Source organism: Ramlibacter agri (assembly GCF_012927085.1).
GTDB classification, from domain to species: Bacteria; Pseudomonadota; Gammaproteobacteria; order Burkholderiales; family Burkholderiaceae_C; genus Ramlibacter; species Ramlibacter agri.
This window is the reverse complement of sequence record NZ_JABBFX010000001.1, coordinates 1721284-1740825: the sequence shown is the minus strand read 5'-3', so window position 1 is coordinate 1740825 and position 19542 is coordinate 1721284. Positions and strand designations below refer to the sequence as shown.

Genomic DNA, 19542 nt, shown 5'->3' with positions numbered 1-19542 from the left:
GCCCGCCGCTTGCGCAACAGCGCGGCGCGCCAGCCGTCGGCTCACGCTGTCGACTTCCTGACGGCGGCGTACAGTGCCGCAGGAAGGAACGCGGCCCCTGCGCGGGGCCGAGGGGAACAGCGATGAAGATTCTTCGTGGCGCGTGCGCCGACTGCGAGTTCGCTGAACTCGAGCGCGTGCCGCGCAAGCTGTGGATGCGGCTGCTGCTGCCGCCGCTGCGCCACTACTACTGCAACCAGTGCCGCCAGAACGTGCTCGCCCGCAAGGACGTGGTCGAAGTCAAGCGCTGGATGACGTCCACGCTCAAGGACTTCTCCAAGGACACGAAGCAGCACCCCGGCTGAAACGCCAAAGAAAAAAGCCCGCGCGATGCGCGGGCTCTCCTCATGGCCGAAGCCGGATCAGATGGCGCTGCCGGTGAGCGGGGTCAGGGTGACCGAGCCGGCGCCGACGCCGTTGACGGTCACGGAGCCGTCGCCATTGACCATGACGGTGACCGTGACGCCGCCGGAGGTGGCGCTGTTCAGCACCAGTGTCGCGACACGCTGGACCGCGAGGCCGGTGGCCGTCGTGCCCTTCGTGTTGGCGGTGAAGTGGCAGTTCGCGATCGTGATGGTGTTGCCGACCGCGAGCGGGCTGCCCACCGGGAAGGTCGAAGCCGTGAACTTGAAGATGCACGAGCCGTAATTCAGCTGGCCGGACGCGGTGTTGCCACCGGAACTGACAGCGAACGTGTCGGTCCCGGAGGTGCCCGTGACCGTGACCGTGGTGGTTTGCGAGGTGCCGAAGTCCGGCACGCCGGAGGCAAACGTGAAGGGCAGACCCTGGATTGCGGCAGCATTGCTGGCCGTCACGTTGGTGCTCAGATTGCTCGAGGCGGTGTTGAGCGTTTCATCTCCGCCCCCACCCCCGCAGGCAGCAAGAATCGTGGCGGTGAACAGGGCTGCGATGAGGAGCAGACGTTTCTTCATTGGGATACCTCTCTCAGGGGTTTGCACGGTCGAACACTTTGAGACGCGAGGGTACAAGAAATGCAACCGCTCGTAAACAAGCTGGCACAATGCGGCCGCCGAATTACTGCTTCATGAACCCGAACAAGCACCACGTCTTCGCCCTCACCGCCGCGTTGGTTTCCTGCTCCGCGAGCGCCGTGGACACCACGATGACGCAGGCCGGCTACACCGGATTGGGTATCACGCCGAACGCACGCCTTCTCGACTGGGGGCGCTTCGAATTCGCTTACGACAACCAATTGCCGGGCGCGCAACCCAGTACCCACGGGAGCAACTACGTCGCGGGCTTCGGCATGTTCCCCAACTTCGAGTTCAGTGGACGGCTCGCCGCGAATTCGAATCCGGACAATTGCTTCGTCAACGTCTGTCATGGCGTCCGCGACCTGTCAGCTTCCGGCAAGTTTGCGATCGGCATCGATGCACGCAACCGTTTTCGCCTCGGGCTCGGGGCAACCGACGTCGGTGGCGCTGCAACCAATTTCCGCAGCTATTACGGTGTTCTGACTTTTGATGCGGGTTCGTACGAAGCCAGCGCCGGCCTCGCGAAGCGATCGACCTCCGGCGGGAACCGTCCGCGCTCGCCGCTCGATGGCCCGTTCGCGTCCGCGGCGTGGCAGCCGCTGCCCTGGGTGCGCGGCCAGCTGGAATACACCGACGGCAGCTCCTTTGCCGGCGTGCGCCTGTTCGCGCCGAAGCAATGGCTGCCGGAAGGCTGGTCAGCCTACATCGGCGCGAACCTGGCCCTGAACGACACCAAGTTCACCGAACGCAATTGGTGGAGCGCCGGGGTCTCGATCCCGCTCTACAAGGTGCCTTCGCTGCCTGCCGCAGGCGCGCAAGCGCCGGCGCCCGCGCTCGCCGATGCGCAGAAGCCGCTGCCCGTCTACGAGGCCCGCACGCTGCCCGCGCCAGCGGCGCCTACTCCAAATGGAGGAGCCTCCGTGCCGGCGCAACGCGCCGCGGAGCCGCTTCCGCCAGCGCAACCGATCGGCAACGAGCGGCTCGAAGCCCTCGCGCAGGCGCTGCGCGCCAAGGGCCTGGAAGACATCTCGGTCGGCCGGATGGCCGATGGCAGCATCGCCATCCGCGCCAACAACGCCACCTACAACTGGAATTCGGCGGATGCGATCGGCGCCGCGCTCGGCGCCGTGGCGCGTGAGCTCGGCGACGACCGCGTCGCCTATCGCCTGGTGATCACGCAACGGCAGCTGCCGCTGGTGGCGGTGACCGGCCAGGCCGATTGCCTGCGCCAGTGGATCCAGGGCACGAACACCTGCGCCGGCGGCGAGCTGTCGACGCCCGGCACGATGGCGCTCGACCGGCTCGAGGAAGGCGCGAACTGGGTGGTGAGCGGACTGCAACCGAGCTGGAAGACGCTGCGCATCTCGCTGTCGCCGGTGTTGCGCACGACCGTGGGCACCGAAGTCGGCGTGCTGGACTACTCCGCAGGCATCAACGTCGGCTTCCGCCAGCCGCTGTGGCCAGGCGCCGATTTCGAATGGCGCGTGCAGCAGGAGCTGGCGCACTCCAATGATTTCGGTTCCGGCGGCCTGCTCGAATCGCGCGCCATTCGCAATGGCACCGAACGCCTCGCCTTCACGCAGACGGTGCGGGTGCCGCTGGAGCGCTGGTTCGCGCCGGGTGACGACCTGGCCATCCGCCGCTGGGGCCTGGCCGCCGTCACCGCGCAGGGCACGGTCGGCCGCGTGGGCAACCACTTCGACGGCGTCTACGGCGCGCTGCGCTGGGAGCCGGGCGACGGCCGCCATCGGGTCAACCTGCAAGGCGGGGTGTTCGACAACGCGGACTATCACGCCGTCCCGAACGAACCCAAGTCCGCCCGCCCGCTGCTCCTCGGTTATCGCTACAACGTGGCGCCGACCCGGACCTACCTGGAAGCGACCGGGGGCCAGTTCATGAACAACGACCGCGGGCTGCAACTGGGCGTGCGCCAGTGGTTCAGCGACGTCGCCGTGCAGCTTTACTGGCGGCGTACGCAGGTGAGTTCCCTCACCCGCAGCTTCGCCGGCATCGAGTTCTCGATCCCGATCGGCCCCCGCAAGGACATGAACCCTTCAGAGCTGCAGCTGACGGGCACTCCGCGCTTCTCGCATGCCGTCGAAAGCCTGATCGGCGGCTCCAACAACGCGGTGGTCACCGGCCGCGGCGTGCAACCGCCCACGCCCACCCTGGAAGCCATGCACAACTCCGACCGCGCCAGCCTGCTGTACTTTGAGGACAATATCAGGCGTATCCGCGACGCCGCACGCTGATGCGGTTTGTGGGAACCATTCCACATATTGACATTTTTGGCCCAGCAGGAGCGCTGGGCCGCGCGTGGCCTTAAGTTACAGTCTTCGACTCGCACCATGAACCAGAACACTAAGGGCAAGCGTCAGCTTCGCCCTGCCCTCCAGTTGATGCTCGCCGCAGCAGCCGTGCTGCTGCATGGTTGCGCCGTGGTCACCACGCCCGGATTCGACTATGTCGAATCTGGCTCGCGCAGCAGCGTCACCCTGGGCCAGTACGTCCCGTCCGATGCCGACAACCCGCCGGCCGGCGTGGTCACGCCCATCAGCCCGGCGCTCGTGCAGGCGCAATATGCCGCCCTGCCCCGGGCCGTCGCGCCGGAAGTTGCCCGCCTCTTCGCGGAACCGAAGGCCTACACGATCGGGACCAGCGATATCGTCGGCGTCGTGGTCTATGACCATCCCGAACTGCTGCCGCTGGGCGGCCAGGTGATTGCGCAGAACGCGGACCCCACCGGCATCAGCGGCGCCCCCGGCTTCATCGTGGACGCCGACGGTTACATCTTCTATCCCTATGCGGGACGCGTGAAGATCGGCGGCCTGACCGAAACGCAGGCAGCCGAGCTGATCGCGAGCCGGATCAAGCGCGTCATCAAGGACCCGCAGGTCACCGTCCGCATCTCCTCGTTCCGCAGCCGCCGCGCCTATGTCGAAGGCGAAGTGCGCGTGCCCGGGGCGCAGATCTTCACCGACGTGCCCATGACCCTGATGGAGGGCATCAACCGGGCCGGCGGCATCACGGCCACCGGCGACCGCTCCTTCGTCACCCTCACCCGCGACAACGCCACCACGGTGATCGACCTGATGCGGCTGCAGGAACTGGGTGTCAACGCCAACCGTATCCTGCTGCAGGGCGGCGACCTCGTGACGGTGCACAACCGGGACGAGAACAAGGTGTACGTGATGGGCGAAATCCTCAAGCCCTCCGCCCTGCCGATGATCAACGGCCGCCTGACGCTGAACCAGGCCCTGGGCGAGGCCGGCGGCCCGAACCTCAATACGTCGAACACCAGCCAGATCTACGTCATCCGCAACGGAGCCGCGGGTTCGCCGTCCATCTTCCACCTGAACGCCGGCAACCCGAGCGCGCTCGCGCTCGCCGAGACCTTCTCGCTGCGGCCGCGCGACGTGGTGTATGTCGACCCCGTTCCGCTGGTGCAGTGGAACCGCATCATCAGCCTGATCCTCCCCAGCGCCCAGGCGGCGAACCTGGGACGCAACATCATTTCGCCATGAAGGGCATCCTGGTCCTCTGCGAGGGCAACATCTGCCGCAGCCCGATGGGCGCGGCCCTGCTCGCCAGGGGACTGCCGGACGTCCGGGTCCAATCCGCCGGCTTGAACGCGCTGGTCGGCAGCCCGGCCGACAAGGCCGCGGTCGAGCTGATGCGCGAACGCGGCCTGGACATCACCGGCCACCGGGCGCTGCAGGTCACCCGGGCGATCTGCCAGGATGCAGACATGGTCCTGGTGATGGACGCCGAGCAGCGCAAGCGCCTGCTGGAGCAGTACCCGGAAGCCAGGGGCAAGGTGTTCCGCATGGGGGAATACACCGACCTGGACGTGCCGGACCCCTACCGACAGCCGATGCAGGCCTTCCGCAACAGCCTTACCATTCTCGACGTCGGTATCCAGCACTGGCTGCGACGCATCCAGAGACTCTGAAGCGCATCACCATGAATGCTCCGCACCCGCTGCAATCCGAACTGCTCGCGCCAGCAGCAGCCGCCGCTCCCGAGGAGGAAGACGGCCTGAACCTGGTCGAGTACTGGGACATCATCCTCGACAACCGGCGCCTGATCGGGACGCTGTTCGCACTCGCCGTCGGCCTGGGGGGCACGTACGCCTTGCTCGCCTCTCCGGTGTATGAAGCAAACACGCTGGTGCAGGTCGAAGACACCGATGGCAACGTCAAGGACCTGATCGGGCAGGCCGCGGGCCTGGTCGACACCAAGACGGCGACTTCCGCGGAACTCGAAATCCTGCGCTCACGCCTGGTCATCGGCCAGGCCGTGGACAGCGCCAGGCTGTACATCGAAGCCAGGCCGCGCTACCTGCCGGTCTTCGGCGCCGCGATCGCACGCCATTCGGAGGAACTGTCCTCGCCCGGCTTCCTGGGCCTTCCCGGCTACGTGACCGGCACCGAATCCATCACCGTGCCGTCGTTCGACGTGCCGCGCGCGATGGAAGGCAAGCGCTTCCGGCTGACGGCCCTCGAGGGCGGCCAGTACGTGCTGCAGCACCTCGATTCCGAACAGTCGTGGCGCGGCGTGGTCGGCACGCCCCTGAAGGCCAACACTTCCGATGGTCCGCTGCAATTGCTGGTGACCGACCTGCGGGCCAAGGCCGGCGCGCAGTTCGACCTGGTGCGCCGGTCGCGGCTGTCCGCGATCGAGGACCTGCAGGAAAAGCTGCGGCTCGCCGAAAAGGGCCGCCAGTCCGGCGTGATCGAGGCGACCCTGCGCGGTGCGGACCCGGACCAGCTGAAGTTGATCCTGAACGAGATCGGCCGCCAGTACGTCCGCCAGAACACCGACCGCAAGGCGGCGGAAGCCGGCAAGACGCTGGCCTTCCTCGATACGCAGATGCCGCAGTTCAAGCGGCAGATGAACCAGGCCGAAGACCAGTACAGCCGCTATCGCAACCAGCAGGGCACGATCGCGCTGGACGAGGAAGCCAAGCAGGTCCTCGGGCAGAGCGCCGACCTGCAGGGCAAGCTGGTGGAAGCGGAGCAGAAGCGCCGCGAGCTGATCAGCCGCTTCACGCCAGAACATCCGGCAGTGCAGACGCTGGACGCGCAGATCCGCGCCTGGCAGGCCGAAATCTCCCGCCTGAATTCGCATATCCAGCAGATGCCGACGGTGCAGCAGGACGCGCTGCGCCTGGGTCGCGACGTCAAGCTGACGACGGACTTGTACCAGCAACTTCAGAACAGCGCGCTGCAGTTGCAGCTTGTTCGCGAAGGAAAGATCGGTAACGTGCGCGTGATCGACGAAGCCACGCTGCCCGAACGGCCCGTGGGGCCCAACCGGCTTGGCATCATCGGCATCGCCGGCGTGCTGGGCCTGCTCGGCGGCGTGATGATCGCGGTCGCGCGCAACGCCTTCTTCCGCGGCATCCGCAGCGCGCAGGAGATCGAGGCCCAGACCAACCTGAACGTGTACAGCACCATTCCGCTGAGCAACACGCAGCAGGTGCTGGCTGGCAAGGTGGCCGAAAAGCAGCCGGGCCTGCACCTGCTGGCAGCGACGTCGCCCGACGATGCCGCCATCGAAAGCCTGCGCAGCCTGCGCACCGCGCTGCAGTTCGCGATGCTGGACGCCTCGAGCAACCGCATCATCATCACCGGCGCGACCCCGGGCGTCGGCAAGAGCTTCGTGTCGGCGAACCTGGCGGCGCTGCTGGCCAGCACCGGCAAGCGCGTGCTGCTGATCGACGCCGACCTGCGCAAGGGCCACTTGAACCAGTACTTCGGGATCACGCGTGCGGGCGGCCTGTCCGAAATGGTGATCGGCTCGATGACGCTGGACGAAGTGGTGCGCAAGAACCTGCTGCCCAACCTGGACCTGATCACCACCGGCACGCTGCCGCCGAACCCGGCGGAGATCATGACCAGCAACACGCTGGCGGCGGCGCTGGAGAGCCTGTCTCCGCGTTACGACCTGGTGATCATCGACACGCCTCCGGTGCTGGTGGCTGCGGACACGCCGTCCATCGCTGCCCACGCTGGCACGCTGCTGCTGGTCGCACGGGCTGGCGAAACCCAGATGGGCGAACTCCACGAGTGCTCCAAGCGCCTCACGCACGCCGGCAAGGGCGTGACGGGCGTGCTGCTCAACGCGCTCGACCTGAGTCGCCGCCACTACGGCAGCTACGCTTACAAGTACGGCGGATATCGCTACCGCCAGTACACCTATACACAGACGCGCTGACGCGAACTGCTACAAAAGTGGTGCTGTAGCCAGCGCCACGTGACGAAATTTCCCGACGGCGTGATGGTTAGGGTGTGAGCTGTAAGCATTTCACCCAAACGAGGTATTGCGTCCGGCTTGCCTCTGCAATAAAGTGCTACCTCCTGTCACAACCCGTGCCAGGAGTAGGGGTAACGGGGAACTCTGTTACCAGCTGAGCAGTAAAAGGAATTAAGAGGGGCGCCCAAGTGCTGATGTTCAGTCCTCCCATTGCCATCAGTCTCACCGTGGCGGTCTCTTTTGCGCTGGCACAGGCCCTGGTCCTGAGCGCGCACAAGCATGGCCACCTGACGATGGACCATCCTGGCGCGATCCAGAAGTTCCACATGAACCCCACGCCTCGCGTGGGCGGCATCGCGATCTACATCGCGGTGGTGCTCGCCTGGGTGTGCGCCCCCGACGAAGCCACGCGCAAGCTGCTGACCACCCTGCTGCTCGCCGGCATGCCGGCGCTGTTCATCGGCCTGCTGGAAGACGTCACGAAGCGCGTGAGCGTGTTCAACCGCCTCGTGGTGACCATGGCCAGCGGTGCGCTGGCCGTGTGGATGACCGGCGTCGCGCTGACGCGCGTCGACCTCGCGCCAGCCGACTACCTGCTGTCTTTCTGGCCGGTGGCCCTGTTCTTCACGGCCTTCGCCGTGGGCGGCGTGGCCAACGCGATCAACATCGTCGACGGCTTCCACGGCCTGGCCAGCGGCACCGTCATGATCTCACTGGGATCGCTTGCCATGATCGCCGCCGGTGTCGGCGACTACTCGCTGGCCGCGGTGGCCCTGCTGGTCGCGGCGGCGGTCGCCGGCTTCTGGCTGGTGAACTTCCCCTGGGGCAAGCTGTTCCTCGGCGACGGCGGCGCTTACTTCTCCGGCTTCGCGCTCGCGTGGCTGTCGGTGGAACTGCTGGCGCGCAACGAAGGCGTGTCGCCCTGGGCCAGCGTCCTGTGCTGCGGCTATCCCACCATCGAGGTGATGTACAGCATCATCCGCCGCCGCAAGGTGCGGCAGTCGCCCGGCGCCGCCGACCGCCACCACCTGCACAGCCTGGTGGCGACGCAGGTGATCCAGCCGCGGCTGGCGCACCTGCAACCCAACCTGCGCAATGCGTCGGTGTCGGTGGTGATGTGGCTCTGCGCGCTGGTCCCGGTGTTGCCGGCGGTGTTCTTCCCCAAGAATGGGGAAATCCTGCTGCCGGCCCTGGCGGCCTGTTTCCTCGCGTACCACCTGCTGTATCGCAAGGTCGCATCTTCCGCCGCCGAAGCGGAACTGCCCGAAGCCGCCGACCTGCGCGCCTGAAAAGGCGCGCGCTCGCTTACTTCCCGGCGCCGCGGACGGCGAACTCCTCGATCTTGCGGCCGTCGCGCAGCACCTGCTGCACCCACTGCGGCTTGCGCCCCGGCCCGCCGCCCCAGGTCTCGCCATTGGGGCCCCGGTACTTGATGGTGGCGGGCGGCTTGCCGCGGCTGCCCTTGCCGCCGGTGGCGCGCGCGAAGCCCAGGTCTTCCGCCGTCAGGCCATAGAGCCGGACCTTTTCCTTGATGTCGGCGATCGCGTCAGCGATTTCCTTTTCGCGCATTTCTTCGGCCTGCGCGAGAAGTCGTTCGGCCTGTTCCTTCAGCTCCAGGTAAGTCGCCACGTCGGATTCCTTGATTGGTGATACAGGCAATTATGCGGCGGTTGCGCAGGCGCGCCGATCGGCGCATCCTTGGCCGTTCACTCCCGGGAGATCGCCATGCGGACCTCGCATGAGTGGCATCGATGGCTGGCGGCCTTGTGCTTCGCCGGCGCCGCCACGGCGGCCGGCGCGGCCGCGCCGCAACCGGGCTACCAGGCCATGGTCGAAGCGCTCACCCGCGCGACACAGGCCGTGGTGGGCGTGCAGGTCACAGCGATCGAGGACTCGCGTTCGGCCGAGACGCTGGGACGCGAACGCAGCGGCTCCGGCGTGGTGATCGGCCCCGACGGCCTGATCCTCACCATCGGCTACCTGGTGCTGGAGGCCGACAACATCCAGGTGACCACGCCGGACAACCGCACGCTGCCCGCGCGCGCCGTGGCCTATGACCTGGCCACCGGCTTCGGCCTGATCCGGCCGCTGCTGCCGCTGCGCGGCATCCAGCCCGTGCCCCTGGGCAGCGCCAGCCAGACGACCACCAGCGAGCCGCTGATGGCGGTGGAAGGCGGCGAGGACGGCGGCGTCGCCGTCACGCAGATGGTGAGCCGGCGGCCCTTCTCCGGCTACTGGGAATACCACATCGAAACGGCGATCTTCACCAGCCCGCCACTGCGCAACCACAGTGGCGCGGCCCTGTTCAACCAGCACGGTGAACTCCTGGGCGTCGGCAGCCTGTTCGTGGGCGACGCGCTCGGCGACCACCGGCCGCTGCCTGGCAACATGTTCGTGCCGGTCGACCTGCTGAAGCCGATCCTCGCGGAACTGCAGGCCACCGGCAGCACCAGGACGAGCCGCCGCCCCTGGCTCGGACTCAGTTCCACCGAGCAAGGCGGCAGGGTGCAGATCGTCCGTGTCAATCAGGACAGTCCCGCGCAAGCCGCGGGCCTGTCCCCCGGCGACGTGGTGCTGGCCATCGACGGGTCCACCGTCTCCACCCTCGAAGCGTTCTACAAGAAGTTGTGGGCGCACGCCAACCCGGACGACGAGATCCAGTTGACGGTGCTGCAGGGCGCGGAGATCCGGCAGATCACGCTGCGCGCGATCGACCGGATGACCACCATGCGGCGCCCGGAGGGTATCTGAGCAGTTACGCAATCTGTCCGACAGGGCTTGTAGGCATTGCCTGACGCGCTTGCCGGAGGCAGCCTCTAGCCTAGCGAGTCACTCCAAAAATTCGCGCGCGCGAATTTCTGCAGTGGTTTGCACCGAGTCATCGCAGGCAGGGGGGCAGTCATGACGACGGCGGAATCTCCGGAGACCTCACGGCGGGTGGCACCGCCATCCGCGCTCGCGCGCTGCCTGCGCATCGCGGCAGGCGTCCTCGTGCTGCTGCTCCTGTCGGAGTCCATCTGGCTGTGGCAGACCTGGCCCGTGCGTGAACTGCTGCAGCCCACGCATCTGCAGCCGGCGGCCCGATGAACGCCGCCGACCCGCCCCCCGACCGGCCGGCGCCCGGCTTCCTGCGCCGCCACGCCTACGACATCGCCCGCGTACTGCTGCTCGTGTGGGCCGTGGGCCTGGCCATCGCCGCCGCACAATTGGGCGACTGGCGGCGCGAGCTCACGCGCACGCTGATGCAGCTCAATGCGGATGCGCAGTTCCGCGCCCACGTGCGGCGGCGCGACGCCGTCGACCCCGAGTGGTACCGGCGCAAGGCGCTGTCCCTGCTCTCCGCCACCGAGCGCACGCGGCAGAACGCCACCTGGATGGTCTTCATCCCCGGCTCCTGGCGCTGGTTCGACAACATCGAGGAACAGGTGCAGGACCGCCTCTCGCGCGAGTTCGGCGAGATCGTCGTGGAGACCATCCGGCGCGAGCTCTACGCGCGCGCCAGCCAGCTCACGGGCGTGCCGCAGTCCGCGGGCGGAGGCGACCTGCAGGCCGATGGTGAATGCCAGTCGCCGGTGCCGCAGACGCTGGAACGCAAGCTGGCTTCCTCCGCGGAGGACTTGCCCGAGTTCACGGCGACCGCCGAATACGTGCGTCAGGTCGAGCAGCTCGATGCCGCCGTGCAGGACTACCTCTCGCTGCAATACGCCGCGGGCCAGCCGGAACAACTGCGCAAGCTGGTGGCGTACACGCTGCACACCGAGCTGCCCGGCAAGCTCGCGCGCAGCGCGGTGCTGTTCCACGGGCCGGAGGAAGTGAGCCTGCAGCCCGCGCTGATGCAGTCGCGCCTGCAATGGGCCACGCGCTGCTCGCTGGGCAAGGCGATGACGGCGCTGCACACGCGCCTGCTGAACACCAACGACCTGTTCGCGCTGGAGCAGGGCCTGCAGGAACGCAGCGCCGGCCTGTTCGACGCCCAGCCACGGCCGGTCACCTTCGACCGCACGCTCGAGCGTTATCGCGCCGTGCGCGCCCTGCTCGATGACCAGCAGGCGCTGCTCACCAAGGGCCGCAACGACTGGATGCGCAACGGCACCTTGCAACTGGGCCCGGGCTACCAGGACATGCTGCAGCGGATCACGCGCACACGCCTGTTCGGGCCCGAGGTGGTGCACGACCTGGAGAACCAGTCCGGCGCTGCCTTCCAGGAATTCCGCCGCCAGTTCGAGGCCGCCTTCGGCAGCCAGGGCGAGCCGGGCATCGTCTGGATAGCCAGCGAGCACCGGTTCGGCCTCTCGCCCGATCGCGCCGGCCTGCGCCAGGGGCTGGGCGCCTTGCTGAAGACCTCGTTCATGAGCGAGGAAGGCCAGCCGGCCGGCGGCAAGACGCGTGCGGCCGGTTCGCTGGCCACTGCGACCGACGACGCGCGCGCCCTCGCGGATGCGCGCGTGCGCTTCCTCACCGACCACCTCGGCACCTTCCCCGCCAATGCGCAGCCGATGGTCATGCGCGTGGTGGACGCGCGCGTGTCGGAGCTGATCTACCAGAAGGCCTATCGCTCGCTGAAGGCGGCGTTGCCTACCGATACGCAGGCGCCGCTCGATCCGGTCGCCTTCCGCGCACAGCGCGAGCAGGTGCTGCAACTGCAGGTGCTGCTGCGCGAAACGGGCGGCACGCCCTTCGGCGAGCGCCTGGTCGCCACCATGGACGGCGAACTGCTGCGCCGCCTCGCCGTGCTGCAGGAGGACTGGCAGCACGTGCCGCTGCAGGACGGCCGCGCCGGTGACTTCGGCTGGTGGCAAGGCGACATGCTCTCGGTGTCGAACGCACTGGGCGTGGGCGACCAGTCGGCCATGCCGGCGTTCATCGCACGCACGGCCACGCGGCTGGACCTGCTGAACCAGCAGGCGAAGTCGCTGCTCGCCCTGGGCGGCCCCGCGCTGCAGGCCGACCCCGCGGCGCAGCGCTGGCAACGGCTGCAGGGCGAGTTGGAGCGCTATCACGCGCGCAGCGGCGACAGCAGCCTGCTGCGCCTGGAGCGCTACCTCGTCGCGCTCGGCCCCGACCTGCGGCGCGAGAACTGCGCCGAGCGCCTCGCCACGCAGGCGCCCGCGGCGGGCAACGACGACGACATCGCGCAGCGGCTGCTGCAGATCCACCAAGCCTTGCTGAATCGCTGCAACGACCTGCGCTTGCAGGCGGCATCCGTCGGCGCGCCGAACACCTTGCCGCCTTCGCCGGCGCCTGCGCCTGCGATCGTGATGCCCGCCGCCGCCCTCCCCGCCGCCGCGCAGTGATGCCCCGGTGGCCCACGCCGGCCGCCTTGCGCGCCACGTACGCAGGCTGGGTTGCGCGCCAGCGCACCCCAGCTCTGTCAGCCGCGCAACCCCTCTTCCACCGTCGGATACCGCAGCCGCACCCGCAACTCCCGCTTCATCCGCTCGTTCACGAGCCGCCGCGACTCCCCCATGAAACTGAGCACCACCAGCGGCAGCTGCTCCTGCGCCGCGCCGCGCGTCACGCGCGGCGGCCGCGGCAGGCCGTACAGGTCAGCCGCGAGGTCGAAGTAGTCGCCCATCTTCAGCTCGCTGTCGTCGCTGGTGTTGTAGGCGCGTTGCGGCCGTCCGCGCCACAGCGCCGCCCTCAGCGCACGCGCCAGGTCGTCGGCATGGATGTGGTTGGTGTAGACGTCTTCCTCGGCGCGCAGCACCGGCGTGCCTTTCAGCAGCCGCCCACGCGGCGTGCCGCCGGCGCGGTCGGGCGCATAGATGCCCGGGATGCGCAGCGTGTTCGTGCGCACCTGGTGGCGCAGGCCGAAGGCACGCAGCTGCCGCTCGGCATCGACGCGCCGCTGCGCGCGTGGCGTGTGCGGACGCACGGCGCGCGTCTCGGGCACGAGCTCGCCAGCGCAATCGCCATACACGCCGCTGGTGGACGCATAGACCAGCGCCCGCGGCGGGCTGCGCCGCGCCAGCGCGCGCAGCAGCGCCTGCGTGCGCAGGTCGCGCCACCACTGAGGCGCGCCTTCGGCAGCAGGTGGCGCGAGGTGCACGACCCGGTCCGCGAGGCCGGCCAGGCGCGCGAGCGAAGCGGGAACGTCGAGGTTGCCCTGCAAGGGCGTGATGCCGCGCGCCCGCAGTTCAGCCACGCGCTGCGGACTGGAGGTCAGCGCCAGCAGCCGCGCGCGACCCGCGAGGCCGGCCGCCAGCCGCAGGCCGACGTCCCCGCAGCCGACGACCAGCACCCGCTGGCGCCGGAAACGGCCGGGCAAGGCGCCGAGGGGGCTCTGGTTTGAGGGCAAAATCCGGGGGCCAAGCAGTCCGACAAGAGCCCGAGGATACCGAAAGCATGACAGGCCCCTTCCAAGTCACCGTCCAGCCCAGCGGCCGCACTTTCAGCGTCGAGCCGGGCGAGGCCATCCTGGCCGCCGCCATCCGGCAGGGCATCGGCATGCCTTACGGCTGCAAGGACGGCGCCTGCGGCTCCTGCAAGTGCAAGAAGCTGGAAGGCAGCGTCGTGCACGGCGCGCACCAGAGCAAGGCGCTGTCGGCCGAAGAGGAAGCCAAGGGCCTCATCCTCACCTGCCAGGCCGTGCCGCAGGGCGACGTCGTGCTGGAGTCGCGCCAGGTCACCGACGAAAGCGCCTTCCCGGTGCGCAAGATGCCTTCGCGCGTGACCACGCTGGAGAAGGTTTCGCACGACGTCATGGTCGTCAAGCTGCAGCTGCCGGCCAACGACACGCTGCGCTACCACGCGGGCCAGTACATCGAGTTCATCCTGCGCGACGGCGCGCGCCGCAGCTACTCGATGGCCAACGCGCCGCATAGCGGCCCGCACGTGGAACTGCACATCCGGCATATGCCGGGCGGCAAGTTCACCGACCACGTCTTCACCGCGATGAAGGAAAAGGAGATCCTGCGCGTCGAAGGCCCGTTCGGCAGCTTCTTCCTGCGCGAGGACTCCGACAAGCCGATGATCCTGCTGGCCTCGGGCACCGGCTTCGCGCCGATCAAGGCGCTGATCGAGCACTTGCAGTTCAAGGGCACCCGCCGCGAGGCGGTGCTGTACTGGGGCGGCCGGCGCCCGGGCGACCTCTACATGGACCAGTGGGTGAAGGAGCGCGCGGGCGACCTGCCCAACTTGCGCTACGTGCCGGTGGTCTCCAACGCGCTGCCCGAAGACAACTGGACCGGCCGCACCGGCTTCGTCCACAAGGCGGTGATCGAAGACTTCCCCGACCTCTCGGGCCACCAGGTCTACGCCTGCGGCGCGCCCATCGTCGTGGACTCGGCGCGCGCCGAGTACAGCGACGCGTGCGGGCTGCCGCCTGAGGAGTTCTACGCGGACGCGTTCACCACCGAGGCGGATAAACATCAGGGATAGAGCGATGCTCTATCCCGTTGTTTTCGTCGCAGGCTAACTTCGGCCGCACGGCCGAAGTTAAGCGCAGCGGCCGTAGACACGAACACGGCGGCTGAGCGCCGCCGTGCGCCTGGCGCCAGGCGTCAATGACGCCGGTGCTGCCAGTCCATGTAGGCCTGGTTCATCCGCGTATCGCGCGAGGCCGCGTTGAGGTCGGTCATGGGCGACGCCGGGCCGGCGCCCATGGCGTGCGTGTTGGCGTGATGCGCGCTGGCGTGCATCTCGTGGTGGTGCGCGCTCGCGTGCATGTCGTGGTGGCTCTTCGCCATCGCCTGCTTCTCGGCGTGCTTCTTCTTCGCCACCTTCTTGTGGCTCTTCTTCGGCATCGCCTTGTCGGCGCTGCTGGCTTCGCTCGCGCTCGTCGAGGCGCTGTTGTTCGCCTGCGTGCCGCTCGTGGCGGCGGTGTCGCTGGCGGCAAACGCCGAGCCGGCGGCCGCCAGGGCGACGGCGATCATGAGGGCTTGGATCTTCATGGACGGGTCCTTTCTTCGGAAGTGCCTCATCACAACGCGCCAGGCCGAGGCTGGCTTGTCGGACGAAGCGTACGGGCGGCGTCAGGCGGGACTTGCGCCGCGGGATTGGCACAATGCGCGCCATGATCAAACGCAGAGACATCCTCCTGTCCGGCCTCGCGGCCACCGTCGGCTCGGCCGCCCTGGCCCAGTCCTCCCGCCCGATCCGCCTGGTCGTGCCCTATGCAGCCGGCGGCCCCATCGACGTGACGGCCCGCATCCTGGCCGAGCGGGTGAAGGACTCGCTGGGCACCGTGATCATCGACAACAAGCCGGGCGGCGGCGGAAACATCGGCGCCGACCTGATCGCCAAGGCGCCGGCCGACGGCCTCACCATCGGCATCTCCGCCACCGCCACGCACGCCGTGAACCCGTGGCTGTTCTCGAAGATGCCCTACGACCCCATCAAGGACTTCGCCGCCATCACGCAGATGGTCCGCGTGCCCAACGTGCTGGTCATGAACGCCGACACGGCCGCGCGGCTGAAGATCAACTCCGTGCACGACCTCATCGCCTATGCCAAGGCGAACCCCGCGAAGCTCAATTACGGCAGCGGCGGCAACGGCAGCGCCGGCCACCTCGCGGGCGAGATGTTCAAGCGCGACGCCGGCATCTACGCCGTGCACATCCCCTACAACGGCGGCAATCCGGCGCAGCTGGCGCTGCTGTCCGGCCAGGTCGATTTCAACTTCGACAACCTGGCGACCGCCGCCCCCAACATCCGCTCCGGCAAGCTGAAGGCGCTCGCGGTCACCACGCTGAACCGCTCGCCCATGCTGCCGGACGCGCCGCCAGTGGCGGAAACCCTGAAGGGTTTCGCCATCGACACCTGGTGGGGCCTGGTGGCGCCGGCCGGCACGCCGCACGACGTCGTGCAGAAATTGAACCAGGCCTTCACGGCGGCGCTGCGTACGCAGGAAGCGAAGACCCGCTTCGCCAGCCTGATGGCCGAGCCCGTGCCCACCACGCCCGAGGAGTTCGCCGCCTTCATGAAGGCCGAACTCGCCAAATACGAAAAAGTTGTGAAAGCTTCCGGCGCCAAGGTCGATTAAGGCTGAGCCGCCGCTCCTACAGCGCATGTCAGATTCGTCCGACATGCGCTGGCTGAGCCTTCGCTGCACATTGGCTCCAAGCAGAACGAGGAGACCGCCATGTGGTTGCAGCGCACTCCCTGGGGATGGGTATTCGGCATGGTCCTGGCGGGCAGCGCCGCCGCGCAAGGGCAGGGCATGCTGCGATGGCCGGGAGCCGCCCCCGGCCTGCAGGCGCCGGACCTGAGCCTCGATCTCGAGGCGGCCTACACCGGCCCGAGCCCGATGGAGCGCCGTCTAGCGCAATCGCAACCGCAAGGCGTGAAACTGGTGGGCCGCAGCGCCAAGTTCACGGAACTGGGCGTGTACGGCCGCTTCGGCCTGGGCAGCCGCACGTCCGTCATGGGCAGCAACGCCGGTTACTCGGAAAGCGCCACGAGCTACGGCGTGGGCGTGAGCTGGGATTTCTCCCCGCGCACTTCCGCCACTCTGGGCTGGGACAACTACGACATGCGCACCGCCATCGGCGACCGCGATGTCCGCGCCACCAGCCTCGGGCTGCAGTGGCGGTATTAGGAACTGGATCCCCGCCGGAGCCTGCCCCCGCGTAAGCGGGGGCGGGCATGACGTCATTCGCCGAGGTAGGCGGCCCGCACCTTGGGGTCGCTGAGCATCTGCTGGGCCTGGCCGTTCATGGTGATCAGGCCCGACTCCATCACGTAGCCGCGGTTCGCGATCTCCAGCGCGCGGCTGGCGTTCTGTTCCACCAGCAGGATCGTGACGCCCTGCTTGTGGACCTCGCCCACCACCTCGAAGATCTTGTCCACCATGATGGGCGACAGGCCCATCGACGGCTCGTCCAGCAACAGCACCTTGGGCCGGCTCATGAGCGCGCGGCCCATCGCCAGCATCTGCTGCTCGCCGCCGGACATGGTGCCCGCCAGTTGGTCCTTGCGTTCCTTCAGGCGCGGGAAGGTCGTGAAGACACGCTCCATGTCTTCGGCGATGCCCTGCTTGTCCTTGCGGATGTGCGCGCCCATCTGCAGGTTCTCGGTGATGGTCATGCGGGTGAACACGCCGCGGCCTTCCGGCACCATGGCCAGGCCCTTCTTCACCAGGTCCCAGGCGCCGCGGCCCCGGATGCTTTCGCCGAGGTACGAGATCTCCCCGTCCCTCAGCGGCAGCAGGCCGGTGATGGCCTTCATGGTGGTGGTCTTGCCGGCACCGTTGGAGCCGATCAGCGACACCAGCTCGCCTTCGCGCACCTCGAAATCCACGCCCTTCACCGCCTGGATGCCGCCGTAGGCGACCTTCAGGCCGCTCACTTTCAACAGCGTCTGGCTCATTGCTTCTCTCCGGCGGCGACCGCCTTGTGGCTGGGGCCCAGGTAGGCCTCGATCACCTTCTCGCTGCGCTGCACGTCGTAAGGCGAGCCCTCGGCGATCATCTTGCCGTAATCGAGCACCGTGACGCGGTCGCACAGGCCCATCACCAGCTTCACGTCGTGTTCGATCAGCAGGATGGTGCGGCCGTCCTTGCGGATGCGGTCGATCAGTTCGCGCAGCACCACTTTCTCGGTGCTGTTCATGCCGGCCGCCGGTTCGTCCAGCGCGATCAGCTGCGGGTCGGTGGCGAGCGCGCGCGCGATCTCCAGGCGGCGCTGGTCGCCATACGACAGCGTGCGCGCCTTGTAGTCGGCCAGCCGGCCGATGCCCACGTAATCGAGCAGTTCCTGTGCGCGCTTCGCGATGGCCGCTTCTTCCTCCTTGAAGCCGCGCGTGCGGAAGATCGCGCCCATCAGGCCCGAGCTGGTGCGGATGTGGCGGCCCACCATCACGTTTTCCAGCGCCGTCATGTCCGCGAACAGGCGGATGTTCTGGAAGGTGCGGGCGATGCCGGCCTTGGCCACTTCGTGCACGGCGCTCGGCGTGTAGGGCTTGCCCGCCAGCTCGAAGGTGCCGCTGTCGGGCGTGTACAGGCCCGTGATCACGTTGAAGAAGGTGGTCTTGCCGGCGCCGTTGGGGCCGATCAGGCCGTAGACCTGGCCGCGCTCGATGGTGAGGCCCACGTCCGAAAGAGCCTGCAGGCCGCCGAAGCGCTTGCTGATGCCGGCGACGCGGAGAACGGTTTCGCTCATGCGCCCCCCTGGCCGGTGGTGGTGAGGGCGGGCTCGGCGGCCTTGGCATTGCCGTTCGAACGCTTGAACGCTTTCCCATGCTCCGGTGTCGGCCACAAGCCGCGCGGCCGCAGCAGCATCACGATGATCATGGCCAGCGCGATCAGCAGCTGGCGCAGGATGGACGCATCGAGGCGGCCGCCGGTGGCCGCCTGCAGGTCGATCACGCCGGACACCCAGCGCAGCACTTCGGGCAGCGCCGACAGCAGCACCGCGCCCAGGATCACGCCCGGCAGGTGGCCGATGCCGCCCAGCACCACCATGGCGACGATCATCACCGACTCCATCAGCGAGAAGGACTCGGGCGAGACGAAACCCTGGAAGGCCGCGAACATCGTGCCGGAGACACCGCCGAAGGTGGCACCCATGCCGAAGGCCAGCAGCTTCATGTTGCGGGTGTTGATGCCCATGGCCTTGGCGGCGATCTCGTCTTCGCGGATCGCCATCCAGGCGCGGCCGATGCGGGACAGCTCCAGCCGGTGGCAGATGATCACGCTCAGCACCACCAGCGCGAGGAACAGGTAGTAGTACAGCGTCACCGAGTTGATGTCGTAGTCCTCGGTGACCGGCAGCTTCTTGCCGAAGTTGAAGCTGAGAAGCTGCGCCCCGTCGATCTGCCCCAGGCCCTTGGGGCCGTTGGTGATGTTGATCGGCTGGTCCAGGTTGTTCAGGAACACGCGGATGATCTCGCCGAAGCCGAGGGTCACGATGGCGAGGTAGTCGCCGCGCAGCTTCAGCGTCGGCGCGCCCAGCAGGATGCCGAAGATGCCCGCGACCGCCGCCCCCAGCGGGATGATCCACAGGATGTGCAGGTGCAGCCCGTTGGGGAACATCTGCCCGATCCACTCGAAGGTTTCGGTCAGGTGCGGCGAGGCGAGCAGGCCGTACAGGTAGGCGCCGATCGCGAAGAAGGCGACGTAGCCCAGGTCCAGCAGGCCGGCGTAGCCGACCACGATGTTCAGGCCCAGGGCCAGCAGCACATACAGCAGCGCGGTGTCCGCGATGCGCACCCAGAAGTTGCCGGCCGCCTGCAGCAGCAGCGGCAGGATGGCCAGCGCGAGCGCCGCCAGCACGGTCAGGACGGTGTTCCGGTACTTGGTCGTCATGATGCG

General features: G+C 68.0%; 19 protein-coding genes. 12 read left to right on the top strand and 7 right to left on the bottom strand.

The features are described from left to right. The first annotated feature begins 122 nt into the window (after nt 1-122). Nucleotides 123-344: a hypothetical protein gene (locus HHL11_RS08390; protein WP_169417950.1), complete on the top strand. Its 222-nt coding sequence runs from the start codon at nt 123-125 to the stop codon at nt 342-344. 57 nt (nt 345-401) lie between these two features. Here HHL11_RS08390 and HHL11_RS08385 read toward each other — a convergent pair whose 3' ends face one another. Beyond that, a complete protein-coding gene (locus tag HHL11_RS08385) occupies nt 402-854 on the bottom strand; it encodes a hypothetical protein (RefSeq protein ID WP_169417949.1) in 453 nt (150 codons plus the stop codon). A gap of 230 nt (nt 855-1084) precedes the next feature. On the opposite strand from HHL11_RS08385, the gene HHL11_RS08380 reads away from it, so the two are divergent. From HHL11_RS08380 to HHL11_RS08360, 5 genes are all read left to right on the top strand, one after another. Next, nucleotides 1085-3286, top strand: a complete 2202-nt coding sequence (locus HHL11_RS08380; RefSeq protein WP_169417948.1) for a YjbH domain-containing protein — start codon at nt 1085-1087, stop codon at nt 3284-3286. A gap of 96 nt (nt 3287-3382) precedes the next feature. Further along, nucleotides 3383-4558, top strand: coding sequence for a polysaccharide biosynthesis/export family protein (locus HHL11_RS08375; protein WP_240980029.1), 1176 nt, complete (start codon nt 3383-3385; stop codon nt 4556-4558). Further along, nucleotides 4555-4986, top strand: coding sequence for a low molecular weight protein-tyrosine-phosphatase (locus HHL11_RS08370; protein ID WP_169417947.1), 432 nt, complete (start codon nt 4555-4557; stop codon nt 4984-4986). Before HHL11_RS08375 ends, HHL11_RS08370 begins: the two co-directional genes overlap by 4 nt. 11 nt (nt 4987-4997) lie before the next feature. Then, nucleotides 4998-7253, top strand: a complete 2256-nt coding sequence (locus HHL11_RS08365; RefSeq protein ID WP_169417946.1) for a polysaccharide biosynthesis tyrosine autokinase — start codon at nt 4998-5000, stop codon at nt 7251-7253. A 233-nt stretch (nt 7254-7486) separates the two neighbouring features. Further along, nucleotides 7487-8581, top strand: coding sequence for an MraY family glycosyltransferase (locus HHL11_RS08360; protein WP_169417945.1), 1095 nt, complete (start codon nt 7487-7489; stop codon nt 8579-8581). A 16-nt stretch (nt 8582-8597) separates the two neighbouring features. Here HHL11_RS08360 and HHL11_RS08355 read toward each other — a convergent pair whose 3' ends face one another. Continuing rightward, complete coding sequence (locus HHL11_RS08355; protein ID WP_169417944.1) at nt 8598-8921, bottom strand: H-NS family nucleoid-associated regulatory protein; 324 nt, start codon at nt 8919-8921, stop codon at nt 8598-8600. Nucleotides 8922-9017: 96 nt separating this feature from the next. Between HHL11_RS08355 and HHL11_RS08350 the strand changes: the two genes are divergently transcribed. The 3 genes from HHL11_RS08350 to HHL11_RS08340 all read left to right on the top strand — a co-directional run bounded on the left by HHL11_RS08350 (nt 9018) and on the right by HHL11_RS08340 (nt 12586). Next, on the top strand, nt 9018-10043 hold the full coding sequence (locus HHL11_RS08350) for a S1C family serine protease (protein WP_169417943.1): 1026 nt from the start codon (nt 9018-9020) through the stop codon (nt 10041-10043). A gap of 186 nt (nt 10044-10229) precedes the next feature. Beyond that, nucleotides 10230-10379 (top strand): hypothetical protein, encoded by a 150-nt coding sequence (locus tag HHL11_RS08345; protein ID WP_169417942.1) that lies wholly within the window; start codon nt 10230-10232, stop codon nt 10377-10379. Beyond that, complete coding sequence (locus HHL11_RS08340; RefSeq protein ID WP_169417941.1) at nt 10376-12586, top strand: hypothetical protein; 2211 nt, start codon at nt 10376-10378, stop codon at nt 12584-12586. Before HHL11_RS08345 ends, HHL11_RS08340 begins: the two co-directional genes overlap by 4 nt. A gap of 77 nt (nt 12587-12663) precedes the next feature. Here the strand turns inward: HHL11_RS08340 and HHL11_RS08335 are convergent, their stop codons facing one another. Further along, nucleotides 12664-13590 carry an SDR family oxidoreductase gene (locus HHL11_RS08335; RefSeq protein WP_169417940.1) on the bottom strand — a complete coding sequence of 309 codons (927 nt, stop codon included), beginning with the start codon at nt 13588-13590 and terminating at the stop codon, nt 12664-12666. Nucleotides 13591-13637: 47 nt separating this feature from the next. Here HHL11_RS08335 and HHL11_RS08330 point away from each other — a divergent pair, with 47 nt between their 5' ends. Continuing rightward, complete coding sequence (locus tag HHL11_RS08330; RefSeq protein WP_169417939.1) at nt 13638-14672, top strand: CDP-6-deoxy-delta-3,4-glucoseen reductase; 1035 nt, start codon at nt 13638-13640, stop codon at nt 14670-14672. Nucleotides 14673-14794: 122 nt separating this feature from the next. On the opposite strand, the gene HHL11_RS08325 is transcribed toward HHL11_RS08330, so the two are convergent. Continuing rightward, entirely contained in the window at nt 14795-15184 is a 390-nt protein-coding gene (locus tag HHL11_RS08325) for a hypothetical protein (RefSeq protein ID WP_169417938.1), read from the bottom strand. 122 nt (nt 15185-15306) lie between these two features. Between HHL11_RS08325 and HHL11_RS08320 the strand changes: the two genes are divergently transcribed. After that, nucleotides 15307-16275: a Bug family tripartite tricarboxylate transporter substrate binding protein gene (locus HHL11_RS08320; RefSeq protein WP_169417937.1), complete on the top strand. Its 969-nt coding sequence runs from the start codon at nt 15307-15309 to the stop codon at nt 16273-16275. A gap of 99 nt (nt 16276-16374) precedes the next feature. Beyond that, nucleotides 16375-16830 carry a porin family protein gene (locus tag HHL11_RS08315; RefSeq protein ID WP_169417936.1) on the top strand — a complete coding sequence of 152 codons (456 nt, stop codon included), beginning with the start codon at nt 16375-16377 and terminating at the stop codon, nt 16828-16830. Between the two features lie 53 nt (nt 16831-16883). Here HHL11_RS08315 and HHL11_RS08310 read toward each other — a convergent pair whose 3' ends face one another. Genes HHL11_RS08310 through HHL11_RS08300 form a run of 3 tightly spaced genes read right to left on the bottom strand, consistent with a single transcriptional unit; the run spans nt 16884 to nt 19536 of the window. Then, nucleotides 16884-17600 (bottom strand): ABC transporter ATP-binding protein, encoded by a 717-nt coding sequence (locus tag HHL11_RS08310; RefSeq protein ID WP_169417935.1) that lies wholly within the window; start codon nt 17598-17600, stop codon nt 16884-16886. Beyond that, the gene (locus HHL11_RS08305; RefSeq protein ID WP_169417934.1) at nt 17597-18391 is read right to left on the bottom strand and encodes an ABC transporter ATP-binding protein; all 795 of its coding nucleotides are present in this window, start codon (nt 18389-18391) and stop codon (nt 17597-17599) included. The genes HHL11_RS08310 and HHL11_RS08305 overlap by 4 nt, the downstream gene beginning before the upstream one ends. Continuing rightward, on the bottom strand, nt 18388-19536 hold the full coding sequence (locus HHL11_RS08300; protein WP_169417933.1) for a branched-chain amino acid ABC transporter permease: 1149 nt from the start codon (nt 19534-19536) through the stop codon (nt 18388-18390). The genes HHL11_RS08305 and HHL11_RS08300 overlap by 4 nt, the downstream gene beginning before the upstream one ends. Between the last annotated feature and the right edge of the window lie 6 nt (nt 19537-19542).

What these genes read in the sequence shown, in the direction of transcription:
- HHL11_RS08370 (WP_169417947.1), top strand. Translation starts at nt 4,555, where the DNA reads ATGAAGGGCATCCTGGTCCTCTGCGAGGGCAACATCTGCCGCAGCCCG.
- HHL11_RS08325 (WP_169417938.1), bottom strand. Translation starts at nt 15,184, where the DNA reads ATGAAGATCCAAGCCCTCATGATCGCCGTCGCCCTGGCGGCCGCCGGC.
- HHL11_RS08320 (WP_169417937.1), top strand. Translation starts at nt 15,307, where the DNA reads ATGATCAAACGCAGAGACATCCTCCTGTCCGGCCTCGCGGCCACCGTC.
- HHL11_RS08375 (WP_240980029.1), top strand. Translation starts at nt 3,383, where the DNA reads ATGAACCAGAACACTAAGGGCAAGCGTCAGCTTCGCCCTGCCCTCCAG.
- HHL11_RS08350 (WP_169417943.1), top strand. Translation starts at nt 9,018, where the DNA reads ATGCGGACCTCGCATGAGTGGCATCGATGGCTGGCGGCCTTGTGCTTC.
- HHL11_RS08330 (WP_169417939.1), top strand. Translation starts at nt 13,638, where the DNA reads ATGACAGGCCCCTTCCAAGTCACCGTCCAGCCCAGCGGCCGCACTTTC.
- HHL11_RS08365 (WP_169417946.1), top strand. Translation starts at nt 4,998, where the DNA reads ATGAATGCTCCGCACCCGCTGCAATCCGAACTGCTCGCGCCAGCAGCA.
- HHL11_RS08310 (WP_169417935.1), bottom strand. Translation starts at nt 17,600, where the DNA reads ATGAGCCAGACGCTGTTGAAAGTGAGCGGCCTGAAGGTCGCCTACGGC.
- HHL11_RS08390 (WP_169417950.1), top strand. Translation starts at nt 123, where the DNA reads ATGAAGATTCTTCGTGGCGCGTGCGCCGACTGCGAGTTCGCTGAACTC.
- HHL11_RS08340 (WP_169417941.1), top strand. Translation starts at nt 10,376, where the DNA reads ATGAACGCCGCCGACCCGCCCCCCGACCGGCCGGCGCCCGGCTTCCTG.
- HHL11_RS08300 (WP_169417933.1), bottom strand. Translation starts at nt 19,536, where the DNA reads ATGACGACCAAGTACCGGAACACCGTCCTGACCGTGCTGGCGGCGCTC.
- HHL11_RS08360 (WP_169417945.1), top strand. Translation starts at nt 7,487, where the DNA reads ATGTTCAGTCCTCCCATTGCCATCAGTCTCACCGTGGCGGTCTCTTTT.
- HHL11_RS08315 (WP_169417936.1), top strand. Translation starts at nt 16,375, where the DNA reads ATGTGGTTGCAGCGCACTCCCTGGGGATGGGTATTCGGCATGGTCCTG.
- HHL11_RS08380 (WP_169417948.1), top strand. Translation starts at nt 1,085, where the DNA reads ATGAACCCGAACAAGCACCACGTCTTCGCCCTCACCGCCGCGTTGGTT.
- HHL11_RS08305 (WP_169417934.1), bottom strand. Translation starts at nt 18,391, where the DNA reads ATGAGCGAAACCGTTCTCCGCGTCGCCGGCATCAGCAAGCGCTTCGGC.